This window comes from Deinococcus metalli (assembly GCF_014201805.1).
Taxonomy (GTDB): Bacteria; Deinococcota; Deinococci; order Deinococcales; family Deinococcaceae; genus Deinococcus; species Deinococcus metalli.
Genome location: NZ_JACHFK010000002.1, coordinates 289046 through 314174, shown reverse-complemented (window position 1 = coordinate 314174; position 25129 = coordinate 289046). Strand labels below are relative to the sequence as shown.

20 protein-coding genes are annotated in these 25129 nt (G+C 68.6%); 11 read left to right on the top strand and 9 right to left on the bottom strand.

Going from position 1 to position 25129, the window contains the following annotated elements; translation table 11 throughout:
• Window positions 1-66: 66 nt before the first annotated feature.
• Window positions 67-1944, top strand: a complete 1878-nt coding sequence (locus HNQ07_RS06560) for an ABC transporter ATP-binding protein (RefSeq protein ID WP_229831843.1) — start codon at window positions 67-69, stop codon at window positions 1942-1944.
• 3 nt (window positions 1945-1947) lie between these two features.
• On the opposite strand, the gene HNQ07_RS06555 is transcribed toward HNQ07_RS06560, so the two are convergent.
• A complete protein-coding gene (locus HNQ07_RS06555; protein ID WP_184110130.1) occupies window positions 1948-2940 on the bottom strand; it encodes a sugar-binding transcriptional regulator in 993 nt (330 codons plus the stop codon).
• 293 nt (window positions 2941-3233) lie between these two features.
• On the opposite strand from HNQ07_RS06555, the gene HNQ07_RS06550 reads away from it, so the two are divergent.
• The 10 genes from HNQ07_RS06550 (at window position 3234) to HNQ07_RS23990 (ending at window position 16295) form a co-directional block, all read left to right on the top strand.
• On the top strand, window positions 3234-4334 hold the full coding sequence (locus tag HNQ07_RS06550) for an ABC transporter ATP-binding protein (RefSeq protein WP_184110129.1): 1101 nt from the start codon (window positions 3234-3236) through the stop codon (window positions 4332-4334).
• Window positions 4334-5416: an ABC transporter ATP-binding protein gene (locus HNQ07_RS06545; RefSeq protein ID WP_184110128.1), complete on the top strand. Its 1083-nt coding sequence runs from the start codon at window positions 4334-4336 to the stop codon at window positions 5414-5416. The genes HNQ07_RS06550 and HNQ07_RS06545 overlap by 1 nt, the downstream gene beginning before the upstream one ends.
• Before the next feature lie 46 nt (window positions 5417-5462).
• Window positions 5463-6380, top strand: a complete 918-nt coding sequence (locus HNQ07_RS06540; RefSeq protein ID WP_184110127.1) for a carbohydrate ABC transporter permease — start codon at window positions 5463-5465, stop codon at window positions 6378-6380.
• Window positions 6377-7237, top strand: coding sequence for a carbohydrate ABC transporter permease (locus HNQ07_RS06535; RefSeq protein WP_184110126.1), 861 nt, complete (start codon window positions 6377-6379; stop codon window positions 7235-7237). The genes HNQ07_RS06540 and HNQ07_RS06535 overlap by 4 nt, the downstream gene beginning before the upstream one ends.
• Before the next feature lie 22 nt (window positions 7238-7259).
• Window positions 7260-7532 carry a DUF2160 domain-containing protein gene (locus tag HNQ07_RS06530; protein WP_184110125.1) on the top strand — a complete coding sequence of 91 codons (273 nt, stop codon included), beginning with the start codon at window positions 7260-7262 and terminating at the stop codon, window positions 7530-7532.
• A 152-nt stretch (window positions 7533-7684) separates the two neighbouring features.
• Window positions 7685-9448 (top strand): ABC transporter substrate-binding protein, encoded by a 1764-nt coding sequence (locus HNQ07_RS06525; RefSeq protein WP_184110124.1) that lies wholly within the window; start codon window positions 7685-7687, stop codon window positions 9446-9448.
• A gap of 118 nt (window positions 9449-9566) precedes the next feature.
• On the top strand, window positions 9567-11093 hold the full coding sequence (glpK, locus tag HNQ07_RS06520) for a glycerol kinase GlpK (RefSeq protein ID WP_184110123.1): 1527 nt from the start codon (window positions 9567-9569) through the stop codon (window positions 11091-11093).
• Between the two features lie 84 nt (window positions 11094-11177).
• Window positions 11178-12764, top strand: a complete 1587-nt coding sequence (locus tag HNQ07_RS06515; RefSeq protein WP_184110122.1) for a glycerol-3-phosphate dehydrogenase/oxidase — start codon at window positions 11178-11180, stop codon at window positions 12762-12764.
• A gap of 21 nt (window positions 12765-12785) precedes the next feature.
• Complete coding sequence (locus HNQ07_RS06510; protein WP_184110121.1) at window positions 12786-13337, top strand: VOC family protein; 552 nt, start codon at window positions 12786-12788, stop codon at window positions 13335-13337.
• Between the two features lie 789 nt (window positions 13338-14126).
• On the top strand, window positions 14127-16295 hold the full coding sequence (locus tag HNQ07_RS23990; RefSeq protein WP_184110120.1) for an NPCBM/NEW2 domain-containing protein: 2169 nt from the start codon (window positions 14127-14129) through the stop codon (window positions 16293-16295).
• Between the two features lie 143 nt (window positions 16296-16438).
• Here HNQ07_RS23990 and HNQ07_RS06500 read toward each other — a convergent pair whose 3' ends face one another.
• From HNQ07_RS06500 to HNQ07_RS06465, 8 genes are all read right to left on the bottom strand, one after another.
• Window positions 16439-17206 (bottom strand): class I fructose-bisphosphate aldolase, encoded by a 768-nt coding sequence (locus HNQ07_RS06500; RefSeq protein ID WP_184110119.1) that lies wholly within the window; start codon window positions 17204-17206, stop codon window positions 16439-16441.
• Window positions 17203-18162, bottom strand: coding sequence for a carbohydrate kinase family protein (locus HNQ07_RS06495; RefSeq protein WP_184110118.1), 960 nt, complete (start codon window positions 18160-18162; stop codon window positions 17203-17205). Before HNQ07_RS06495 ends, HNQ07_RS06500 begins: the two co-directional genes overlap by 4 nt.
• 87 nt (window positions 18163-18249) lie before the next feature.
• A complete protein-coding gene (locus HNQ07_RS06490) occupies window positions 18250-19323 on the bottom strand; it encodes an NAD(P)-dependent alcohol dehydrogenase (protein WP_184110117.1) in 1074 nt (357 codons plus the stop codon).
• Window positions 19324-19351: 28 nt separating this feature from the next.
• Window positions 19352-20119 (bottom strand): SDR family NAD(P)-dependent oxidoreductase, encoded by a 768-nt coding sequence (locus tag HNQ07_RS06485; RefSeq protein ID WP_184110116.1) that lies wholly within the window; start codon window positions 20117-20119, stop codon window positions 19352-19354.
• A 33-nt stretch (window positions 20120-20152) separates the two neighbouring features.
• Entirely contained in the window at window positions 20153-21622 is a 1470-nt protein-coding gene (locus HNQ07_RS06480; protein ID WP_184110115.1) for a mannitol dehydrogenase family protein, read from the bottom strand.
• A gap of 110 nt (window positions 21623-21732) precedes the next feature.
• Window positions 21733-22581: a carbohydrate ABC transporter permease gene (locus tag HNQ07_RS06475; RefSeq protein WP_184110114.1), complete on the bottom strand. Its 849-nt coding sequence runs from the start codon at window positions 22579-22581 to the stop codon at window positions 21733-21735.
• 1 nt (window position 22582) lies between these two features.
• Complete coding sequence (locus HNQ07_RS06470; RefSeq protein ID WP_184110113.1) at window positions 22583-23506, bottom strand: carbohydrate ABC transporter permease; 924 nt, start codon at window positions 23504-23506, stop codon at window positions 22583-22585.
• A gap of 104 nt (window positions 23507-23610) precedes the next feature.
• Window positions 23611-24954, bottom strand: a complete 1344-nt coding sequence (locus tag HNQ07_RS06465; RefSeq protein WP_184110112.1) for an ABC transporter substrate-binding protein — start codon at window positions 24952-24954, stop codon at window positions 23611-23613.
• Between the last annotated feature and the right edge of the window lie 175 nt (window positions 24955-25129).

Below are 25129 nucleotides of genomic sequence, written 5' to 3'. Positions count from 1 at the left end.
GCACCGGGCGGGGCCCAGCCGTGACAGCTCACGGTCCGGTCGCGCCCGGTGCGCCACACTCGGCTCATGATGTCCGTGCCCACCCGCCCGCCGCCGAACCTCCCGGACGGAGAGCCGCTGTCGCCGCGCGAGCGCCTGCATGACCTGGGGCGCACGCTGGCGCTGGTGTGGCGGGCCAGCCCCCGCCACTCCGTCGCGTACGCCCTGACCACGCTGGCGTCGAGCGCGCTGCCCGCCGCGAACCTCTACATCGGCAAGCTGCTGCTGGACGAGGTCGCGCGGGCCGCGCAGGGCAGCGTCACGTACGCCGCGCTGCTCACGCTGCTGGCCGTGCAGGTGAGCCTGGTCGTGCTGGGCAGCCTGCTCAGCACGGTCGGGAACGCGGCGCAGCAGCTGCTGGGCGACTCGCTGCAACACGCCGTGACGCGCCGCATTCTGGACAAGGCGTCGGACCTGAGCGTGGAGGCCTTCGAGAACGCGGAGACCTACGACCGCCTGCAACAGGCGTACCGCGAGGTGGGCACCCGCCCGCTGGGCGTGGCGACGCAGCTCGTGGGCCTGGCGGGCGCGCTCGTGACGCTGGCGTCGGTGGGCGCGCTGATGGCGCAGCTGGGCGTGTGGGTGCTGCCGCTGGTGATCCTGGCGGCTCTGCCGGGCGTCATCGTGTCCAACCGCTTCGGGGTCGAGAACTACCGCATGCTGCGGTGGCAGACGCACGACGCGCGCGTGCAGAACTACCTGGGCAGCCTCCTGACCTCCGACACGCTGGTCAAGGAGGTGCGGCTGTTCGGCTTCGAGACCTACCTGCTGACGCGCTGGCGGGACTACTACTTGGGCTTCCGGCGGCAGCTGGTGGACATCATCCGCCGGCGCTCGGCGTGGGGCTTCGGCGCGGCGCTGCTCTCGGCGCTGCTGATCGGCCTGGCGAGCGCCCTGATCCTGCGCCGCGCGGCGGCCGGGCAGATCAGTGTGGGCGACTTCAGCGTGTTCATCCTGGGCATCACGCAGGTGCAGGGCACGGTGTCGGGGCTGCTCAACGGCGTGAGCGGCATCTACCAGAACCTGCTGTATATGCGCAACCTCTTCGACTTCCTGGAGCTGCCCACACGCGACCTGGACGCCGGCGAGACGTGGACCGGGCCGATCGAGACCATCGAGTTCCAGGACGTGGGCTTCCGCTACCCGCTGACCACGCGCGACGTGCTGCGCGGCGTGACCTTCCGCGTGGTGCGTGGGCAGGCGCTGGCCCTGGTCGGAGAGAACGGCGCGGGCAAGACCACCCTGGTCAAGCTCCTGACCATGCTGTTCGAGCCCAGCAGCGGCGTGATCCTACTCAACGGCCAGGACGCGCGGCGCTTCAGTCCGCGCAGCGTGCAGCGGCAGATGAGCATCATCTTCCAGGACTTTGGGCAGTACCAGATGAGCGCGCGCGAGAACGTCGGGCTGGCCGAGGTCGAGCGCCTGACGGACGTGGCCGGGGTGCAGGGCGCCGTCCAGCAGGCGGGCGCCGCCTTCGTGGATACGCTGCCGGACGGCCTGGACACGCCGCTGGGCCGCCTGTTCCAGGGCGGGCGGCAGCTGTCGGGCGGGCAGTGGCAGCGCCTGGCCCTGGCGCGGCTGTACTTCCGGGGGGCCTCGGTGCTGGTCTTCGACGAACCCACCGCCGCGCTGGACGCCAAGGCCGAGTTCGAGACGATCCAGGCGCTGCGCGAGCACGCGGGCGAGCGGATCACGCTGCTGATCTCGCACCGCTTCTCCACCGTGCGGCTGGCCGACCAGATCGTGGTGCTCGACGGCGGCGTGATCACCGAGTCGGGCACGCACGCCGAGCTGATGGCGCTGGGCGAGCGCTACGCGGCGCTGTACACCCTGCAGGCCAGCGGCTACGCGGACGACCGCGGCGAGACCACTCCGGCCGCCCGGGTGGCGGTGCCGGAGGCGTAGGGGTCAGGAATCGGCGTCCAGGACGGCCTGCGCGGTGATCTCGTCCACGATCAGGCGGCGCATCAGGCCGCCGCGCAGCGCGGCGTGCAGGGCAGCGACCTTGCCCAGGCCGCTGACGACGCAGATCGAGTCCGGCGCGTCCCGCACCAGCGACAGGTCCGGGCCGCTGGCACGGGCGTTCAGGCTCAGGCCGTCGAAGCTGCCGTCGGCGCGGTAGAACACCGTGGCGATGTCGCCCACCGCGCCCTCGGCCGCCAGCACGTCGAGGTCGGCAGCGCCCAGGTAGCCGGCGGCGTACACGTGGCTGGGTGTGGACGCGGTGTGGCTGCCGATGGAGTACAGCAGCAGGTCGGCCTGGGTCTGGAGGCCCAGGACGTGCCGCACGCTGCGTTCGCGCCACATGGCCTGCTTGGTGCTGGGATCGTCGAAGAAGGTGGGCACCGGGAACAGCTGCGCGCCGGCCGAGAAGCTGCGGGCGAAGCGCAGGACGGTGTCGGTGACGAAGCCGCTCATGAAGTCAGCGGCGTTCGCGGAGCCGTTGAGCTGCACGAAGGTCACGCCGGGCACCGGGCGGGGGGTCAGGGCGTGACTGACGGCGCTGACGGTATTCCCCCACGCCAGGCCCACGGTCATGCCGGGCCGGATCAGGCTGCCCAGCAAGCTCGCGGCGGCGGCGGCGACACGCTCCTGCCACAGGTCTTCCGGGCTGCCCTGCGGCACGCTGACGACCTGCGCTTTCAGGAAGGGATAGCGCGCCTGGAGCTGGGCCTCCAGCGTGCCCGCCTGCCCCTCGGGGTCATGGATGCGGATCTCGACCAGACCGCTGCGCCGCGCGTGCGACAGCAGCCGCGAGACCTTGGGGCGTGACAGCCCCAGTTCGCCCGCGATCGCGTCGGTGGTCAGGCCCTGGATGTAGTACAGCCGCGCGACCTGCACGGCCTGCACGTCCGGGCCGGGAGCCGGGGCTGGGGCATGCGGTGCGGGCTCGTCGGGCATCGGTGGGGTCAGGATACGTCCGGCGGAGTGGGTGTCAAGCCTGCCCCCAGCTGGGGCCGGAGCCTCTGGGGGCGGCGTCCACCAGCGGTGAGCAGCTATCGGTGGACGGAGTGCAGCGTTCGCGGCACGGCACTTGAACATTCGTTCCGCAGCCCATATCATCCGTTCACAGCACATTTCATCTGGTCGTCATGCTCCTGTGGCGGTGACCTGCCCTACACCGTCGCGCTGCCCTGCCCTGGCCCCCCGAGGAGTTTCCGCATGCCCACGTTCACGCCCTCCAGGACGCCCACGTGACCCTGACCCTCGACGCCGTCTCCAGGGTCGTCCAGGGCCAGACGCACCTGTACCCCCTGACCCTGACCCTGCATCCCGGCCTGAACGTTCTGCTCGGGCCGACCCTGGCGGGCAAGACCTCGCTGATGCGGATCATGGCCGGGCTCGATCAGCCCAGCGCCGGCCGGGTGCTGGTGGACGGGCAGGACGTGACCGGCGTGAACGTCCAGAAACGGTCAGTGGCCTTCGTGTACCAGCAGTTCGTGAATTACCCAAACTTCACGGTGTTCGAGAACATCGCCTCGCCGCTGCGGATCGCGGGAGTGAATGCCGCCGACATCGGGGCGAGGGTTCACGACGTGGCCGCGCTGATGCACCTGGAACCCATGCTGGGGCGCCTTCCGGCGGAACTCTCGGGCGGACAGCAGCAGCGCGTGGCCATCGCGCGGGCGCTGGTCAAGGACGCCGACCTGCTGCTGTTCGACGAACCGCTGGTGAACCTGGACTACAAGCTACGCGAGGAACTGCGTGCCGAGATGCAGGGCATCTTCGCGCGGCGCAGCGCCGTCGTCGTGTACTCGACGACCGAGCCCTTCGAGGCGCTCACGCTGGGCGGGCAGGTCGCCGTGCTCAGCGAGGGCCGCCTGCTGCAGGCGGGGAACACGCTGGAGGTCTACCACCACCCCGCGACCATGCGGGTCGGGCAGGTGTTCAGCGACCCGCCCATCAACCTGCTCGACGCCACGCTGGGCGGTGGGCAGGGGCAACTGGCCGGGGGCGAGCGCTTTGCGCTGCCGCCGCATCTTGCCGGTCTCGACGGGGCGTACCGGCTGGGCGTACGCGCCAACCACGCGGGCCTGCGCCCGGAAGGCCCGGACGACCTGCCGATGGGGGCCGTGGTGAACATCGCGGAACTGTCGGGTTCGGAGACGTACCTGCACACGCGGCTGGGCGCGGGCGACGGCGCACATCTGGTCGCACAGCTGCCGGGCATTCATCCGGTCACGCCGGGGCAGGCGGTCACGCTGCACGTCAGTCCCCGCCGGATGTTCGCCTTCGATAGCGCCGGAGCCCTGGCTGCCGCACCGTCACGCACCCTAGTGGAGGTGAATGCCTGATGGCCCGCATAGAACTCGTCGAACTGGCCCACGCATACCGGCCCGATCCCCAGAAGCCCGAGGACTACGCGCTGCGGCCCATGACCATGACGTGGCAGGACGGCGGGGCCTACGCGCTGCTGGGGCCGTCGGGCTGCGGGAAGACAACACTGCTGAACATCATCTCGGGCCTGCTGCGGCCCTCGCACGGGCGGGTGCTGTTCGATGGGCGCGACGTCACGGATCTGCCGACTGAGGCCCGCAACATCGCGCAGGTGTTCCAGTTCCCGGTCATCTACGACACGATGACCGTGCACGATAACCTGGCGTTTCCGCTGCGCAACCGCCGCGTGCCGGAACCCGAGGTGAGAAAGCGCGTGGCGCAGGTCGCAGAGCTGCTGGAACTCACCCCGGATCTCCGCCACCGCGCCAGCGGCCTGTCGGCCGACATGAAGCAGAAGATCTCGCTGGGGCGCGGGCTGGTCAGGAAGGACGTGGCCGCGATCCTGTTCGACGAGCCGCTCACTGTGATCGATCCACACCTGAAATGGCAACTGCGCAGCAAGCTCAAGCAGATCCACCACGAACTGAAACTGTCGCTGATCTATGTCACGCACGATCAGGTCGAGGCGCTGACCTTCGCCGATCAGGTCGTGCTGATGCAGGCCGGCGAGGTCGTGCAGGCAGGCACCCCGCAGGAGCTGTTCGAGGAACCCGCCCACACCTTCGTCGGGTACTTCATCGGGTCGCCCGGCATGAACCTGCTGCCGTGCTCGGCCAGTGCCGGTGGCGTGCAGGTCGGGAACGCCGTGGTGCCGCTGGACGCCGCGACGCTGGAACGGGCACGCGGCGCAGGGGGCCTGACCCTCGGCATCCGCCCGGAGTTCCTGGGGGCCGGTCACGTGGACGGCCCGGACGCCGTGCCCGCCGTGATCGAGCGCGTGGACGACCTGGGGAACTTCAAGATCGCCACCGCCACCCTGGGCGGCCAGACCCTGAAGGCCAAGCTCCCCGAGGACGCCGTGCTCACGCCCGGCCCCGGTTACCTGCACTTCCCGCCCACCCAGACGAAGCTCTACGCCGATTCACGGCTGGTGCGCTGATGCCTCCCTTTCCCGTCCCTATGAGCCCAGCCTCCCGGAGCCGTGCATGCTAAAGACCCGCAACAACAAGGCCTGGTTCCTGGTGCTACCCGTGGTGCTGTCCGTGGCGTTCAGCGCCATTATCCCGCTGCTGACCGTCATCAACTACTCGGTGCAGGACATCATCAGCCCCACCCAGAAGGTGTTCGTGGGCCTGGACTGGTTCAAGGAGGTGCTGCGCGACCCTGAACTGCACGGCGCGTTCGGGCGGCAGATCCTGTACACGGCGGTGGTGCTGGCCATCGAGATCCCGCTGGGCATCCTGATCGCGCTCTCGCTCCCGGCGAAGGGCTGGAAGGCGTCGCTGTCGCTGGTGCTGATCGCGCTGCCGCTGCTGGTGCCGTTTAACGTGGTGGGCACCATCTGGCAGATCTTCGGCCGCGCCGACATCGGCCTGGGCGGGCACCTCCTGGCGTCGCTGGGCATCGACTACAACTACGCCCTGAAGCCCCTGGACGCGTGGCTAACCGTGATCCTGATGGACGTGTGGCACTGGACGCCGCTGGTCGCGCTGCTGTGCTACGCCGGTCTGCGCGCCATTCCCGACGGCTACTACCAGGCGGCCCGCATCGACGGCGCAAGGCCGTGGGCGGTGTTCCGCTACATCCAGCTGCCCAAACTCGGCGGGGTGCTGATGATCGCGCTGCTGCTGCGCTTCATGGACTCGTTCATGATCTACACCGAGCCCTTCGTCCTGACCGGCGGCGGCCCCGGCAACGCCACGACCTTCCTGTCGATCTACCTGACCAAACTGGCCGTGGGGCAGTTCGACCTGGGGCCGGCGGCGGCGTTCAGCCTGGTGTACTTCCTGATCATCCAGGTCGTGAGTTTCGTGCTGTACACCATCATCCAGCGCAGCGCGGGCGGCGGCGCGCAGGTCACGGGCGAGCCCGACAGCACGCCGGTCGTGGCGGTGCCGTCATGAAGGCGGCCATCCCTCAGCCCCGCGCAGTCACGGCCACCGCTCCCCGCTCACGGCCCCGCACCCGGCCCGGCAGCGTCCTGTTGCCCGTGTACTTCGTGCTGCTGATGCTGCCGATCTACTGGATGCTCACCATGAGCCTCAAGACGAACGACGAGATCCTGGCGGGTTTCTCGCTGTGGCCGCAGCACGTGACCTTCGAGCACTACCACGAGATCTTCACCAACCCGGCGTGGTACACGGGCTACCTGAACTCGCTGACCTACGTGGTGCTGAACACGGTGATCTCGCTGGCCATCGCGCTGCCCGCCGCGTACGCGTTCTCGCGCTACTCGTTCCAGGGCGACAAGCACCTGTTCTTCTGGTTGCTCACGAACCGCATGGCCCCGCCGGCCGTGTTCCTGCTGCCGTTCTTCCAGCTGTACCAGTCGGTGGGACTGTTCGACACGCACATCGGCGTGGCGCTGGCGCACCTGCTGTTCAACGTGCCGCTGGCGGTGTGGATTTTGGAGGGCTTCATGTCCGGCGTACCGCGCGAGATCGACGAGACCGCGTACATCGACGGCTACTCCTTCGGGCGCTTCTTCTTCCGGGTCTTCATACCGCTGGTGCGCAGCGGGATCGGCGTGACCGCGTTCTTCTGCTTCATGTTCAGCTGGATCGAACTGCTGCTGGCCCGCACGCTGACCTCGGTGGACGCCAAGCCCATCGCGGCCGTCATGACCCGCACCGTCAGCGCGTCTGGCATGGACTGGGGCCTGCTGGCCGCCGCCGGGGTGCTGACCATCGTGCCCGGTGCCCTGGTGATCTACTTCGTCCGCAACTACATCGCCAAGGGCTTCGCCCTGGGACGGGTCTGATGAGCACACTGGGAGGACGCCTATGAGTTGGATGGCCTGGACACTGCCCACCGCCATTTTCGTGATCCTTATCGTGTCGTGCATCGCCGTGCTCACGGTCATGGACGTGCGTTCCCCGCCCGTGACCCGCAAGGGCTTCCTGCCGATACCGACCGACCGGGGCGACCGCTTCTACATTGCCATGCTGGGCCTGCTTGCCATCAACCTCACATGGTGGGGCGTGACCGACGCCTCTCCACTGATCGGCCTGACCCTCTCGCTGATCTGGCTGGGGGTGACGATGCGCTGGGGCTGAGGCCCGACCGTACGACCTGACCACGCTCCTTCCCCTGATGGCCCACGGATCACGCTGTCCGTCCGTGGTACGGCGCGCTTCGTCCCGAGACAGTCCACCTGTACGCCCGGCCACCATGCCGGAGACCGCCCAATGCACTACCCGGAGGCCCCATGAACAGACGCCAGCAAGGTTTCGTCCGCAACAGTCTGCTGATCACTGGCGCACTCGCCACCGCCGTCGTCGCGACCCTCAGTGTGACGGCGCAGGGGCAGTCGAGCGGCGCGAACACGGCCGCCGCGACCAAGTGGATCAACTCCGAATTCCAGCCGTCCACGCTGAGCAAGGCGCAGCAGCAGAAGGAACTGCAGTGGTTTATCGATGCCGCCAAGCCCTACCGGGGCATGACCATCACGGTGGCCTCCGAGACGCTGACCACCCACAAGTACGAGTCCGAGGTGCTGGCCAAGGCCTTCACGGAAATCACCGGGATCAAGGTCAAGCATGACCTGATCCAGGAAGGCGACGTGATCGAGAAGCTCCAGACGCAGTTCCAGTCCGGCAAAACCATCTACGACGCGTACATCAACGACTCTGACCTGATCGGCACGCACTCGCGCAACGACTTCGTGCTGCCGCTCAGCGATTACATGGCGGGGGCCGGTAAGGCTGTGACCTCGCCCACGCTGGACCTCAAAGATTTCATCGGGATCTCATTTACCACCGGGCCCGACAAGAAGCTCTACCAGTTGCCCGACCAGCAGTTCGCCAACCTGTACTGGTTCCGCGCCGACTGGTTTGCGCGGCCCGACCTGAAGGCACAGTTCAAGGCCAAGTACGGCTACGAGCTGGGCGTGCCGGTCAACTGGAGCGCGTACGAGGACATCGCCAACTTCTTCACCAACGACGTGAAGACCATCGATGGCAAGAAGGTCTACGGGCATATGGACTACGGCAAGAAGGATCCCTCGCTGGGCTGGCGCTTCACCGACGCGTGGCTGAGCATGGCCGGCAACGGCGATAAGGGCATCCCCAACGGCCTGCCGGTGGACGAGTGGGGCGTGCGCGTGGAGGACTGCCACCCGGTGGGCTCCAGCGTCACGCGCGGCGGCGACACCAACGGCCCGGCCAGCGTGTATGCGCTGACCAAGTACGTCGAGTGGCTGAAGAAGTACGCGCCGCCGGAAGCGGGCGGCATGACCTTCTCCGAGTCCGGGCCGGTGCCGGCGCAGGGGAACATCGCCCAGCAGATCTTCTGGTATACGGCTTTCACCGCCGACATGGTCAAAAAGGGCCTCCCGGTCGTGAACGCCGACGGCACGCCGAAGTGGCGCATGGCCCCCAGCCCGCACGGTTCGTACTGGCGCGAAGGCACCAAGCTGGGGTACCAGGACGTGGGCTCGTGGACGCTGATCAAGAGCACGGCGCCCAAGAACACGGCGGCGGCGTGGCTGTACGCGCAGTTCGTGACCAGCAAGACGGTCAGCCTGAAAAAGAGCATCGTGGGCCTGACCTTCATCCGCGACAGCGATATCCGGAGCAAGTACTTCACGGACAACGCGAACAAGTACGGCGGCCTGATCGAGTTCTACCGCTCGCCCGCCCGCGTGTCGTGGACCCCCACCGGCACGAACATCCCGGACTACCCGAAAATGGCGCAGCTGTGGTGGCAGTCGATCGCGCCCGCCGCCGCCGGCGAGGTCACGCCGCAGCAGGCCATGGACTCGCTGGCTGCCGCGCAGGACAAGGTGCTGGCCCGCCTGCAACGCGCCGGCATGAAACGCTGTGCCCCGATCCTGAACCCGGAGAAGACCGCGCAGTACTGGTTCGACCAGCCCGGCGCGCCGTACCCGAAGCTCGCCAACGAGAAGGAGAAGGGCGAGACGGTGGCGTACAACACGCTGCTGCAGCACTGGAAGGAGGGCAAGGTCAAGTAAGCCCCTAGACCGAGTGCAGGACTCCACCGTGCCGCGTCCGCCCAGTCGGCGGCACGGTGGGCGTCCTCGTTGACCACTTTTTCCAGGAGGAGCAGCATGAGCCCATGAGCAGGAACTTATGACCGACTACATCCTGGCCCTGGATCAGGGCACGACCAGCAGCCGCGCCATCGTGTTCGACCGGCAGGGGCAAGTGCGGGCACGGGCGCAAAAGGAGTTCCGCCAGATCTTTCCGCAGCCCGGCTGGGTGGAGCACGACGCGCTGGAGATCTGGAGCACACAGAGCGGCGTGATGCAGGAGGCCCTGAGCAGCGCGGGCATCCGGGCGTCGGATCTCGCGGCCATCGGGATCACGAACCAGCGCGAGACGGTGGTCGTGTGGGATCGCCGCACCGGGCAGCCGATCCACCACGCCATCGTGTGGCAGGACCGCCGCACGGCCGCGTTCTGCGACGAGCTGGCCGCCGCCGGGCACACCGAACTGTTCCGCCGCAAGACCGGGCTGGTGCTGGACGCGTACTTCTCCGGCACGAAGGTGCGCTGGTTGCTCGACCACGTGCCGGGCGCGCGGGCGCGGGCCGAGGCCGGCGAGCTGTGCTTCGGCACGGTGGACTCGTGGCTGGTCTACCAGCTCACCGGCGGCCAACTGCACGTCACGGACGCCAGCAACGCCAGCCGCACGCTGCTGTACGACATCCACACGGGCGGATGGGACGACGAGCTGCTGGCCGTCCTAGACGTGCCGCGCGCCATACTGCCCGAGGTGCGAAGCAGTTCGGAGGTCTACGGCACCACCTCGCCGGGGCTGCTGGGCGCGCAGGTGCCCATCGCGGGGATCGCGGGCGACCAGCAGGCCGCGACCTTCGGGCAGGTGTGCGTGGACGTGGGCATGGCGAAGAACACCTACGGCACCGGCTGTTTCATGCTGCTGAACACCGGCACGGAGGCGGTGGAGTCACAGCACCGCCTGCTGACCACCGTGGCGTGGCAGCGGGACGCGCAGCGCACCTACGCGCTGGAGGGCGGCGTGTTCGTGGGCGGCGCGGTCGTGCAGTGGCTGCGCGACGGCCTGGGCATCATCCGGTCGAGCGCGGACGTCGAGGCGCTGGCCGCCAGCGTGCCGGACACTGGCGGCGTGGTCCTGGTGCCGGCCTTCGTGGGCCTGGGCGCACCGTACTGGGACCCCTACGCGCGCGGCACGGTGGTGGGCCTCACGCGCGGCACGACGGCGGCGCACCTGGCGCGCGCGGCGCTGGAGAGCGTGGCCTTCCAGAGCGCGGAACTGCTGGAGGCCATGCAGCAGGACGTGCGCCGCAGCGGCACGGCGGTCAGCGAGGTGCGCGTGGACGGCGGCGGCAGCGTGAACGACGCGATGATGCAGTTCCAGGCCGACATCCTGGGCGTGCCGGTGGTGCGCCCACAGGTCACCGAGACCACCGCGCTGGGCGCGGCGTTCCTGGCAGGCCGCGCAGTGGACTTCTGGGCGGACGACGCGGAACTGCGCTCGCTGTGGCGGGTGGATCAGCGCTTCGAGCCGCGACTGGGCGCGGACGAGCGCGCGGCGCGGCTGGGCACGTGGAAGCGGGCGGTGGAGCGCAGCCGTGACTGGGCCCGTCCCGACCATGAGGGCGCGCTCAGCGTCTGACCGTTGACCATACTCTGAACGTATGTTCAAATGGCTTGAACGGGTGTTCATCTGCCCGCCCCACTTCTCCATTCAAGGACTGCCATGACCCGAGTCGAGATCCTGACCGCTGCCACCACGCCCGACGTCTGGGACGTCCTCGTCATTGGCGGGGGCGCGTCGGGGCTGGGCACCGCCGTGGAGGCCGCCACGCGCGGGTACTCCACCCTGCTGCTCGAGGCGCACGACTACGCCAAGGGCACGTCCAGCCGCTCGACCAAGCTCGTGCACGGCGGCGTGCGCTACCTCGCCCAGGGCAACGTCTCGCTGGTGCGCGAGGCGCTGCATGAGCGCGGCCTGCTGAAGAAGAACGCCCCGCACCTCGTGCGCGACCTGGGCTTCGTGATCGCCGCGTACAAGTGGTGGGCTGCGCCCTTCTACGGCATCGGCCTGAAGGTCTACGACCTGCTCGCCGGCAAGCTCAACCTGAAACCCAGCCGCTACGTCACGCGCGGGCAGGCGCTGGAGCGCACGCCCACCCTCAGGACGCAGGACCTCAAGGGCGGCATCCTGTATTTCGACGGCCAGTTCGACGACGCGCGGCTCGCCGTGACCCTCCTCAGGACGCTGGAGAACTTCGGCGGCGTCGCCGTGAACCACGCGCCCGTCGTGGGCCTGATCAAGGAGGGCAAGAAGGTCGTCGGTGCCCGCTTCCGCGACGACGAGACCGGCGCGGAGCACGCCGTGCGCGCGAAGGTGGTCGTGAACGCCACCGGCGTGTTCGTGGACGACGTGCGCCGCATGGACGACCCGGCGGCCAAGCCCATGCTGTCGCCCAGCCAGGGCGTGCACGTGGTGGTCGACCGCGCCTTCCTGCCGGGCGACAGCGCGGTCATGGTGCCGCGCACCGACGACGGCCGCGTGCTGTTCGCCGTGCCGTGGCACGACCACGTGGTGATCGGCACCACCGACACCCCCGTGCCCTCCGTGAGCGCGGAGCCCCGCGCGCTGGACGAGGAAATCGAGTTCATCCTGCGCACCGCCGCGCAGTATCTGGAGCCCGCGCCCACCCGCGCCGACGTCCGCAGCGTGTACGCGGGCCTGCGCCCCCTGGTGAAGGCCGCCGAGGGCACCGACACCAAGGCGATCTCGCGCGACCACGTGATCCGCATCTCGGACGGCGGCCTGATCACCCTGACCGGCGGCAAGTGGACGACGTACCGCCGCATGGGCGAGGACACCGTGAACCGCGCCGCCGCCCTGGCGGGCCTGCCCGCCCGCCTGAGCGTGACCGAGGGCCTGGCCCTGCACGGCGCGACCACCGCGGCCCTGCCGGACCACTGGAAGGTCTACGGCACGGACGCCGAGTGGGTGCAGGCCCTGCCGGGCGCCGACACCCTCCTGCACCCGGAGCTGCCCTACACCGAGGCGGAGGTGCGCTGGGCCGCGCAGGCCGAGCAGGCCCGGACGGTCGAGGACGTGCTCTCCCGCCGGCTGCGTGCCCTGCTGCTGAACGCCCGCGCGAGCGCCGAGGCCGCGCCGCGCGTCGCCGCGATCCTGGCGGAGGAACTCGGGCAGGGCGCGGCGTGGCAGGCCGGGCAGGTGCAGGCGTACCGGGAGCTGGCAGCGGGCTATCAGCTTCCGCCGGACGGTGTGACCGGACCGCAGGAGAGATCCGCGCAGAACGTTTAACATCGGCGCAGAGGTGTCCGCGTGCGAAAGATTCAGGTGCAGGGTGTCCATCACATCACGATCGTCGGCTCGACCCGCCAGAGCGCCCTCGACTTCTGGGAGGGCGTGCTCGGCATGCCGTTCATCTTTGAGCAGCCCAACCTCGGCAAGGCCGACGAGAGCCATCTGTACTTCGATCCCGGCGACGGCCGGCTGCTGACCGTGTTCACGAACGAGGAGCGCGTGGACGCCCGTCGCCCTGCCCCGCGTGAGGTCGGCAGCATGGAGCACCTGGCGTTCAACGTCTCGCGCGCCACCTTCACGCAGGTGCCCGCGCGGCTGCGGGAGCGCGGCATCGACTTCATCGAGCGTGACCGCGGCTTCATGAATTCCATCTACCTGCAGGACCCGAACGGCATGAAGGTGGAACTCGCGTGCTACAAGTTCGAGACGCCGGAGGGCCACCGCGCCGCGGACGTCCTGATGCGCGCCCACCAGCTACGCGTGGAACGCGGCGACCATCACATCGGGGACGAGCACCTCGCGGACGCCATCGAGGACCTCCTGGCAGAGCGGGAGCGGCTGGAACACTGACGCTCGCTCGCCCTGGACCAGGCGAATAGGAAATCGTCCGTTGATCTGGGTACGGCTTTGAGAGGACTCGACGGGGCCAATCTGGGTGGCCCATCGAGTCCTCCTCGCGTGTACGCACCTGACGCAGTGTCCAGTGGGTCGTCTACCTTGGCGTCGCGCATGGCGGGCAAGCCGCCTCCAGACCAATCACAGCTCCCTGATTCCCATCTGATCGGCTGACTGGACATGAGAAGCCGCGGGCGTGCGGCAGGCGTATGCTGGACATGCTTCGCTCCCCCAGATATCTCTGTTTCCGACGTGCCAGCCATGCTTTTTGGCGAAATAGGTCGCCGGACGTCGGTGCTCTCCCTCCAAGGTCGAGCCGGCTGGACGATCCTGTTTGATGGCTGATGTCTAGACAATATCAAGGTGGTCCATCATCCTTTTTGCCGACGACAACGCACTTTCGAAAAGGCGCCTCCATATGAGACCGTGCAACATGAGAACGTTTTCAAGGGCCCTGTTCAGCCGCGCCGATCTATGTTGAGTTGCTGACGTTGACCTACACGGCGAAAATCGTCTTGACCGACGGCAATCCGAACGTGGAACGCTGAATTTCTCACAGCCAGACGTACACGAGGCTTTCATAAGGTTTCGTTAACGTAATTCCGAGGCACGTGAATGCCCGGTAAGACTTCTCTTCGGGCGCCGCCATCTCCCCCTCACAGCAGCGGATTTTCTCAACCGGACAGGACGTCTCGGTTGTTCTCCCTTGCACGCCGCACATCGGACCGCACCCGAGGACACTACATGACCCACAGCTCCCCCGCCCGCTTCCGTACCGCCTCCCTCCTCCTGATTCCCCTGGCGTTGGCCGCCTGCTCACAGGCCCCCAGCGCCCCCAAGGCATCCGCCGCGAATGGTGGTAAGACTGCGCTGGCCGACGGCGTGGGCGCTCCGTGGGTCGCCAAGGACAACGGCCAGAATGGCAAACTCGGCGCTCTCGCCCTGAGCAGCGGCGACAACCAGCTCTCCAACGTCGGCTGGGCCTCTGCCACCAGCGGTTGGGGTCCGGTGGAACTCAACACGAGCAGCGGCGAGAGCAATGGCGGCGACGGGAGAACCATCACCCTGAACGGCGCGACCTACTCGACGGGTCTGGGCGTGCATTCCAACTCCACCGTCACGTACAGCCTGGGCGGACAGTGCTCCACGTTCGCCAGCGATATCGGCGTCGACGATGAAGTGGGCAGCATCGGCAGCGTGGTCTTCCAGGTGTGGGCCGACGGCGTCAAGATCTACGACTCCGGCACCATGACCGGTTCGAGCGCCACCAAGTCCGTGAACGTCGGTATCGCCGGCAAGAGCGAACTGAAGCTGGTGGTCACCGACGCCGGCGACGGCAACGCCTACGACCACGCGGACTGGGCCAACGCCCGCGTCCTGAGCTGCAGCTCGAGTTCCTCCACGACCAAGATCGCCGACGAGTACGGCAACTTCACGGTCAGCGGCACGCAGACTGTGCGCTACGGCGCCGACACCCGCTGGCTCACCAAGACCGTCACCAACTCCGGTTCCTGCACGAATGCCTTCTTCGGCGGCGATCCCGCGCCCGGCGTCACCAAGGCCTGCTACGTGGTCGCGACGAGCGCCTCCAAACTCGCCGACGAGTACGGCAACTTCACGGTCAGCGGCACGCAGACTGTGCGCTACGGCGCCGACACCCGCTGGCTCACCAAGACCGTCACCAACTCCGGTTCCTGCACGAATGCCTTCTTTGGCGGCGATCCCGCGCCCGGCGTCACCAAGGCCTGCTACATCGACTCTACGGCGCCCGCTCCCGCACCCAGCCCCGCGCCGAGCACCACCATCACGTACGGCGCCCCGCTGGTGATCACGAAGGGCGGGACGTACACCGGGAACTACCAGAGCACCGACCCCAACGTCCCGGCGATCACTGTCCGGACCAGCGAGCCCGTCGTCATTGACGGTGCCAACCTCAAAGGGCCCGGACATCTCATCCAGGGCTTCAGCATGGATCTGACCGTGCGCAACACCAAGGGCTACGGCGTCAATCCCAACGTCAATGGCCGGAACGTCGGCCGCTTCATCAGCTCCGAATCCACGATCAACCTCAACGTCACCAACAACTACTTCGAGGGCACCGGCGGCATCTACGTCCGCAGCTTCGTCGGGAACACGGGCGCCGGCCAGACCATCAAGATCCTGCGCAACAGCGCCAAGAACATCGACGGCCGCTTCAGCAACGGAGCCGGCGGGTACCAGAATGACTTCTACCGGGTGCAGTTCGTGCAGTTCAACAGCGTGCGCAACGTGGCCAATGCCGAGATCGCGTGGAACCAGGTGATCAACGAACCGTACAAGAGCGCGCTGGAAGAGAACATCAATATGTACGAAACGACCGGCACGCCGTCGAGCCGTATCAAGATCCACGACAACCTGATCTGGGGCGCCTACGCTCCCGACCCGGCGAACACCAGTGGCTACGCAGGCGGCGGCATCCTGCTGGGTGACGGCAGCAGCACCCTGAGCCTGACCGGCGGGTGGGTGGACGTCTACAACAACACCATCATCAGCACCACCAACGAAGGTACGGGCATCGCAGGGGGCCACGACCACAACGTCTACAACAACCGCTACGTCTCCAGTGGGCTGCTGCCGGACGGGCGCAAAATCGCTGCGCAGAACGTCGGCCTGTACGTCTGGGACCAGCAGGGTTCCATCTCGGGCGGCGTGTGGGCGAACAACACCGTCCACGACAACCAGGTCACGTGGATGCGCTACAACAGCGACGGCACGACCTTCCTGAATAACACGTGGTTCGCCAACTGCACGGCGGCGCTGTGCTACAACAACACGCCTCTGTACAGCACCGCCACCCTCTCCACCGAGACCACCGAATTCAACCTGTGGAAGAGCAGGGCCAGCGCCGCAGGTCAGACCATCGGGACGAACTGAGCCGCCAACCAGGCGCTCACCATCCAGCCCGGCTTCGGCCGGGCTGTTCCTGTGGTTGCTGCCGCCCGCGTCACACCCTCACAACCACAACAGCGATCAGCAACAGGATGAGGCCTGTCGCTGATCATCCGCCACATCCCCGGCTATGAAGGCGTGACGTGCGCCAACGCGTCCCGCAACGCCGCGATGCTCACGTCCATGTCCGCACTCTGCCACACGTTGCGGCCGACGACCACGCCGCGTGCGCCGAGTTCGATGCCGCGGCGGATCCGGCCGTACAGGGCGGCCGGGTCATCCTGTTTCACGCCGCCCAGGAACACGGTGGGCACGCCCCACGCGAGCACCTGCGTGAGCGCCGCCTCGCCGATTGCCGGAATCTTGAGGATGTCCGCGCCGAGTTCCACCGCGACGCGTGCGCCGTGCACGATCACGTCATCGTGCTCCTCCGGCGCGAGGGGCTCGCCCATCCACAGGGGTTCGAGCATCAGCGGCAGGGCGTGGGTGCGGGCGTCGTCGGCCACCTGCGCGGCCAGCGTGAGCACCTCGCGCGTGACCCGGCGGCCCAGCCCGTAGGGCATCAGCAGTTTCACGGCGTCGGCGCCGAGCGCCCGCGCCCGCGCGACGCTGCACACTGCGAAGACGTCGCTGATGTGCTCCAGCGTGCCGGGCCGGTCGCCCCACAGCTGGTAGTCGAGGGTCAGGGTGACGCTCATGTGCCCGGCGCGACAGCGACCGCCGAGCCGGGCGGCGAGGCCCGGCGACAGCAGCGTGCCGTCCACGCCCGCGTGGATCAGGCGCTCCAGCAGGGCGGCCGGGTCGTGCAGGCCGGTGAGGTTGCCCATGGTGAGGCCATGATCCATGGGGATGATCAGCGCGGCGCGGTCGGTGGGCAGGACACGTTCGACGGTCATGTGGGGACTCCTTGGGTGGGGGTGACGGTCAGCGTGTCGGCCAGGGCGCGGGTGGCGGCGTGGTCGCGCAGGCCGGCGGTCGCGCCCACCACTCCCACGCACAGGGCCCCGGCGGCGCAGCCGAGCTGCCCGGCGCGCGCGAGGTCGTCTCCGGCGAGCAGGCCGGCGAGCAGCCCGCCGATGAAGGCGTCCCCGGCCCCGGTGCCGTCCACCGCGACCACGCTCGCCGCCGCAACGTGCAGGCGGGTGCCGTCGGGCTGACCCAGGAGCGCGCCGTCCTCGCCCATCTTCACGGCGGCCACGCGCCGCACGCCCAGCTCCAGCAGGGCGTTCAGCACGTCCGCCGGGGCGTCACGGCCGGTGATCCGCTGGCCCTCGCCGAGGCCGGGACAGAAGACGTCGGTGAAAGGAAGGGCGGCCCGTACGCGCTCCCAGTGGCCCGTGGCGTCCCACACGGTGTCGAGGGAGGTCAGCAGACCCAGGCCGCTCGCCTGCCGGAACAGGGCCGGCACGTCCGGTTCCAGGCCCGGCAGGACGAAGTACCCGGCGACGTGCAGGGCGCGCGCGCCCTCGGCGGCCAGGGCGTTCACGGGAACGTCGGCCGCGCTCAGGGCGGCGTTCGCGCCGACCGCGTGCAGGAAGGAGCGCTCACCCCGGGCGTCCACGTGCACCAGCGTGGCCGAGGTCGCGGCGTCCGAGCGGGCCAGGAAGCGCGTGTCGAGGCTCAGGCTGCGCGCCGCGCCGTCCAGGTACTCTCCGAAGCCGTCGCGGCCCACGCGCCCGACCAGCGCAACGTCCAGGCCCAGGCGGGCGAGGGCCGCGCCGGTGTTCACGGCCGAGCCGCCCGCGTGCAGCCCGATCTCCTCCACGAGTTCGAGCTGCCCGGGCTGCGGAGCGCGCGTGACCGGCCGCGCCACGCAGTCCGCGATCACGATGCCGGCGCTGATCACGTCCACGCGGACCACCGGGTGTGGGGCGTGGGAGGGTTGGACAAGTCGCCGCCGGCGACCGGACGGCGTGACGGTGGCGCTCCCCTCCGGCCGTCAGCTGACATCAATCATGACCTTCATGCTGGTCTTCTTCTCGCGGTCCGCGAACTCGAAGGCCTCGGGCGTGTGGTCGAAGGCGTAGCGGTGCGTGACCAGCGCGTCGAGGGTCACCGAGCCGCCCGCGACGAGTTCCACGGCGGCTGGGTAGCAGTTCGCGTAGCGGAACACGCCGCGCAACGTGACCTCGCGGCTCGCCGCGCCCACGATGTCCAGGCTGACCTCCGGGTCCGGCGGCAGGCCCACCAGCACGGCCACGCCGCCAGGTTTAGGTGCGGCCATGGTCAGGCGTGTGGTGGGCAGGCTGCCGGCGGTCTCAAAGGCGACGTCCACCCCGCCGTGCGACAGGGGCAGGCCGTCGCGCCGGGCGCACAGTTCGCGGATGAACGCCAGGGCGTCGCCGCTGCGGGCATTGAAGGTGTGGGTCGCGCCCACCTGCCGCGCCAGATCCAGGCGGAAGTCCTCCAGATCAACGGCGATGATGGTGGTCGCTCCGGCAGCCTTCGCGGCCATCACCGTCGTGCAGCCGATCGGCCCCGCGCCCAGCACCGCGACCGAGTGGCCGGGACGCACGTCGCCCTTGCGCGCTGCCCAGACGCCCACCGCGAGGGGTTCGAGCAGCGCGGCAGCGTCATCCGACACGGTGTCCGGTACCGGGAACACGAAATCGTCGGGCCACAGCACGTACTCGCTCAGGGCGCCGTCCACCGGGGGCGTCGCCATGAAGGTCATGTCCGGGCACAGGTTGTACGCGCCGGTCTTGCAGTACGTGCAGCGCCGGCACGGCACGCCGGGCTCCAGCGCCACGCGGTCGCCGGGCTTCACGCGCTGGACGTGCTCGCCCACCGCGTCCACCACGCCGCTCACCTCGTGGCCCAGCACCAGCGGGCCCTCGACCACGAATTTGCCGATACGGCCGTGGGTGTAGTAGTGCACGTCGCTGCCGCACACGCCGATGCGCCGCACCCTCACGCGCACCTCGTGCGGGCCGGGCTGGCCGACGTCGCGCGTTTCCCAGCCCAGCGTGCGGTGGCCGGTCAGGACGGAGGTTCTGGAGGTCTGGTGGGTCATGGGGTGTCCTCTCTCCTGCCGGTGGTCTTCACCAGCACACGTAGCCGCCGTCCACGACCAGCGAGTGTCCGGTCACAAAGCTGGCGGCGTCGCTGGCAAGGTACAGCACCGCGGGCGCGATCTCGAAGGGTTCCGCGAGGCGGCCCATGGGGGTCTCGCCCAGCCACGTGGCGCGCCACTCCGGGGTGTCCAGGCCGCGCTTGGTCATCGGGGTGGCGGTGTAGCCGGGCGACACGCAGTTCACGCGCACGCCACGGGACGCCCACTCGCCGGCCAGCGAGCGCGTCAGGTGGATCACGGCGGCCTTGCTCGCGTTGTATGCCGCCTGGGGCTGCGGGTGGTTGCTGATCATGCCGGACATGGACGCCGTGGACACGATGCTGCCCCGGCCCCGCGCGAGCATGGCGCGGCCGAACTCGCGGCAGCACCAGAACACGCCGTCCACGTTCACGGTCATCACGGCCCGCCAGTCGTCGTCCGGCGTGTCCTCGGCGGGCGTGTTGCGGACGATGCCGGCGTTATTCACCAGGATCTCCACGTCCGGGAGCCGGGCGGCCAGCGCCGCGACGGCGGCGACGTCCGTAACATCGAGCACCTCGAAGGTGCCGCCGATGGACGCCGCGGCCGCCTCCCCGACATCCGGGTTCAGGTCAGCGATGGTGACGCGGGCGCCGGCCTGCGCCAGGCCCTTGGCGATCTCGAAACCGATGCCCTGCGCGGCGCCGGTCACGACCGCGTGACGGCCGCCTATGCGGAACAGGTCTAGGATGGGACGGGGATCGGGTGCGGTGGTCATGACACGTCCTTTGTGGGGGGTGAACAGCGGGGGTCAGGAGGTGGGCACGCCGCGCAGGGCCTGCATCGCGCCGTGCGGCCCGTTGGCCTGCAGGGTGGCTCGCGCGGCGAGGTAGGCCGCGCGGAAGCGCTCGTCGCGGGCCAGCTCACCGAAGATCTCCGGATAGTCCAGGAACGCGCCGGGCTCGTGCTGGTCGCGCTGCGCGAGGTCCGTCAGCTCGGCCGCGCGCGGATCGACCAGCTCGGGCCGGCCGGGGAGAGCGATGTACGCGCTCCACGACGCAACCACCAGCGCGGCGTGCTCGACCGGGCCGCCCCGCGCGAGCTGCTCACGCACCACGGGCAGCAGGAATTTGGGAATGCGTTCCGAGCCGTCCACGATCAGGCGGGCCAGGGTGTCCTGGATGGCGGTGCTGGCGAAGCGCTCGATCAGCTGGTGGCGGTACGCGCCCAGGTCGATCCCGGGCACCGGCCGCAGGGTGGGCGTGGCCTCGTGCTCCATGTAGTCCAGCAGGAAGTCCACGAACACCGGGTCCTGGCACGTCTCGTGTGCGTAGGCGTAGCCCGCGAGCAGCCCCAGGTACGCCATCGCCTGATGTGAGGCGTTCAGCAGCCGGAGTTTCATCAGCTCGTAGGGCTCGACGTCGTCCACGACCTGCACGCCCACGGTCTCCAGCGCGGGGCGCCCGGCGGTAAAGTGGTCCTCGAGCACCCACTGCGTGAAGGACTCCGCCATGACCGGCCACGCGTCCTCCACGCCGTACTCGTCCGCGAGTTCACGCCGCACGGCGTCGCTGGTGACGGGCGTGATGCGGTCGACCATCGAGTTCGGGAAGCAGACGGCCTGATCGATCCACTCGCCGAGTTCCGGGTCTTTGGCCCGCGCGAAGGCGGTCAGCACCCGCTGCGTGACGTGGCCGTTGCCCTGGATGTTGTCGCAGGACATCACCGTGAAGGGCGGCACGCCACGTTCGCGCCGGCGGCGCAGGCCCTCGGTGAGGAAGCCGAACACGCTGCTGGGCGTGACGCCGGGCTCCAGGTCGCGCAGCACGTCGCCGCTGGGATCGAACTCGCCGGTCGCGTTGTTCAGGCTGTAGCCGCCCTCCGTGACCGTCAGCGACACGATGCGCGTGTCGGGGTGCGCGAGCCGGTCCAGCACGGCCTCGGGGTCGTCCGGAGCGTACAGGAAGTCGTGGATGGCGCCGATCACGCGGGCCTCGGCGTGACCGTCCGGCGACTTGGTGAGGAGGGTATAGAGGTGGTCCTGACCGCGCAGGGCGTCGCGCATGCGGACGTCGCCGGGCAGCACGCCCACGCCGCAGATGCCCCACTCGCTGCCCTGTCCGGCGCCGAGCAGCCGGTCGAGGTACATGGCCTCGTGCGAGCGGTGGAACCCACCGACGCCGAAGTGGACGATGCCGGTGCGGAGGGTCTGCGGGTCGTAGTGCGGCACCTCCACGCGGGGGGCCAGGTCAGCCAGGGCCGCCGAGTTGAGTTTGACCATGGTGGGCACTCCAGGGATGTTCCGGACACGGAGGCGCGGGAACGGGCGAGAGGGCGAAGGGCCGTGCAGGAAGCGAGTTGGGCCGGCCCGGCGGTGTACCGGGCCGTGGCCTATTTCACCGCGCCGAAGCTCAGGCCGCGCACGAGCTGGCGCTGTGCGACCCAGCCGAAGATCAGCACCGGCAGCACCGTCAGGGTGGCCGCGGCGCTCATCTTGGCCCAGAACAGGCCCTCGCTGGTCTTGAACTGCCCGATGAACACGCTCAGGGGCGCCGCCTCGGAGTTCGTGAGGTTCAGCGCGAAGAACACCTCGTTCCACGCGAAGATCAGGCACAGCAGCGCGGTCGCGGCCACGCCCGGCATCGACAGCGGCAGCGCGATCCCGAAGAACTCCTGCGCCACGCTGGCGCCGTCCACCTTGGCGGCCTCGTAGATGGCGTAGGGGATCTCGGTCATGTACGAGTGCATCATCCACACGACCAGCGGCAGGTTCATGGTGGTGTACATCAGGATCAGGCCCGGCAGCGTGTCCAGCAGGTGCAGGTTGCGGAACAGCAGGAACAGCGGCACGATCACGCCGACCGCCGGCATGAACTTGGTGCTCAGCATCCACGTCAGCACGCCCTGCGCGCGCTGGGTGGGATACACGGCCAGGGCAAAGGCCGCCGGCAGCCCCAGGATGAACGCGAACAGCGTGCTGCCGATGGCCGCGACCAGCGAGTTGCGCAGCGCGTGGAAGTACGTGGGCAGGGCGTTCTGGAAGTTCTCCAGGGTGGGCGTGAAGGCGAACACGGGCGGCACCTGGAAGGCCTGCGCCTCGGTCTTGAAGGCGGCCAGGATCATCCATACCAGCGGGAACAGGAACGCGAGGGCGATGACGTAGGTGATGACGGTCAGCACGGCGTTGCGGACGCGGTAGCGGTCGGACACGGTGCCGGTGCGGGTCGGTACAACGGTCATGTCAGCCCCCCTGGCTGCTGCGGGTGCGGCTGATCAGGCGCAGCAGGTACACCGCGAGCACGTTCGTGAGGATCACGGTCAGCACGCCGGCGGCGCTCGCCAGACCGATGTTGTACTCCGCGAAGGCCTTCTGGTAGATGAAGTACGGCAGGTTCGTGGTGGCGATGCCGGGACCGCCCGACGTCGAGCCGTAGATCTCCCCGTACACCTGCAACAGAGCGATGGTCTCCATCAGCACGACCACCTGGATCGCCTGCATCCAGTGGGGCAGCACGATGTGCTGGAATTCCTGAATGGGGCTGGCGCCGTCGAGACGCGCGGCCTCGAGCTGGTCGTCCGGCAGGCTCTGGAGGCCGGTGAGCAGGATCAGCATGGCAAAGGGCGTCCATTCCCACGTGATCATGGCGATCACGCTGGCCATCGGGTACTGCGCGAGCCAGTCCACGGGCTGCCCGCCGAACTGCGTGACCACCCACGAGAAGAAACCGAACACCGGGTTCATCAGCATGTTCTTCCACACGACCGCCGTGACGATCGGCATCACCAGGAAGGAGCTGATCAGCAGGGTGCGCAACAGGGTCCGGCCGGGGAAGTCGCGGTTGAGCAGCATGGCCAGCGCCCCGCCGATGATCAGGGTCAGGATCAGGGTGCCGCCCGCCAGCACGATGGTGTTCCACAGGATGTGCAGGTTCTGCGGATCGGTGAGCAGGTTGCGGTAGTTCTCCAGCCCGATGAACGGCCGGGCACCCGGAATGACGAGGTTGTAGCGGAAGAACGAGTAGTACACCGTCATGAAGAACGGCACCTGGGTGGTGGCGATCAGGTAGATCATGGCGGGCCAGATCAGCGCGGCGGGCGTCAGGCGCAGGCCACGTTTGGGCGCCGGGGCGGTGCCGGACACGGTGGTGGGGAGAACTGCGGTCATATGTCACCTCCTGTGGAAGCGGGAACGGAGCGGCGGGGACGAACGGAGCCGGGCGGGCGGGGAGCAGGCCGCCTCCCTCGTCCCGCCCGGTCAAAGCGCGCGCTTTACTTCTGGTAACCGCCGTCCTTGGCGGTCTTCTGGGCGGCGTCCTGGGCCTGCTTGAGCGCCTGGTCCACGGTGGTCTGGCCGCTGATGGCCCCGGCGAGGTACTGGCCGACCTGGGTGCCAAGCGCCTGGAACTCGGGGATGGCGACGTACTGCACGCCGGTGTAGGGCACCGGGTCCTTGGTGGCCTTGTTCACGTCGGCGGAGTTGATCGAGCCGAGCACCAGCGAGCTGAACGCGCCGGCGGCCGCCTTGTAGTTGGCGTTGTTGTACGTGCTGGTGCGGGTGCCGGGGGGCACCGAGGCCCACGTGCCCTTCTCCTTGGCGACCAGCGCGATGTACTCCTGGCTGGTGGCCCAGGTGATGAACTTGAACGCCGCGTCTTCCTGCTTGGTGCTCTTGGGAATGGCGAGGTTCCAGCTCCAGTACCAGTGGTTGCCGCGGGCGGTGCCGGGGCCGACCGGGGCGTTGGCGAAGCCGACCGACTTCGTGATCTTGCTGCTGGAGGGATCGCTCAGGAAGCCGGCGGCGACGGTGGCGTCCACCCACATGCCGCACTTGCCCTGGCTCATCAGGGTGAGGTTCTCGGTAAAGCCGTTGCCGGTTGCGCCGGGAGGGCCGTACTTCTTGATGGTGTCCACGTAGAAGGTCATGGCGTTCTTCCACGCGGGGGTGTTCAGCTGCGCTTGCCAGTTCTGATCGAACCAGCGGCCGCCGAAGGTGTTGACGACCGTGCCGAACACGGCCATGTTCTCGCCCCAGCCGGGCAGGCCGCGCAGGCAGATGCCGTACACGCCCTTGGACGGGTTGTGGATCTTGGCGGCGAACTGCTGCACCTGCGTCCACGTGGGCTGGGTGGGCATGGTCAGGCCGGCGGCCTTGAACAGGTCCTTGTTGTAGAAGGTCATGCTGCTCTCGGCGTAGAAGGGCACCGCGTACAGGTTCCCGTTCACCGTCAGCGCGCCGCGCACGCCGGCCAGGATGTCATTGACGTTGTAGGACTTGGCAATGTCGGCGTTCTTGGCGAACATGGGGGTCAGCGGATCGAGCCAGCCGTTCTTGGCCCAGATCGGCACCTCGTAGGCACCGACGGTGGCGACGTCGAAGCTCCCGGCGCCCGACGCCACGTCCAGGGTGATCTTCTGGCGCAGCTCGTTCTCGGGCAGCGTGACCCACTTCACCGTGATGTCCGGGTACTTCTTGTTGAACTCGGGCGTGAGCTTCTGCATGGTCACCATGTCCGGGTTGTTCACGGTGGCGATGGTGATGGTGCTGGCTGCGAGGCTGCTGGAGACGGACGCGGTGGCGGTCAGGGCGAGGCTCAGGAGCAGGGCACGCTTCATGGTGTTCCTCCGGTGGCCGCTGGGAAGGGCGGCGTGAGAACGGCGCGGTTCGTTCGCTTCTGGAGCGCAGGTGCCCCAGTCGCGGCTCCGGTGGCCGCTCCACCGGTCGCTTCAGTTGAATGGTCTCGTGGCCATTAGTGAACCATACTTGTCCTGCCGTGTCTAGTGGGCCAGG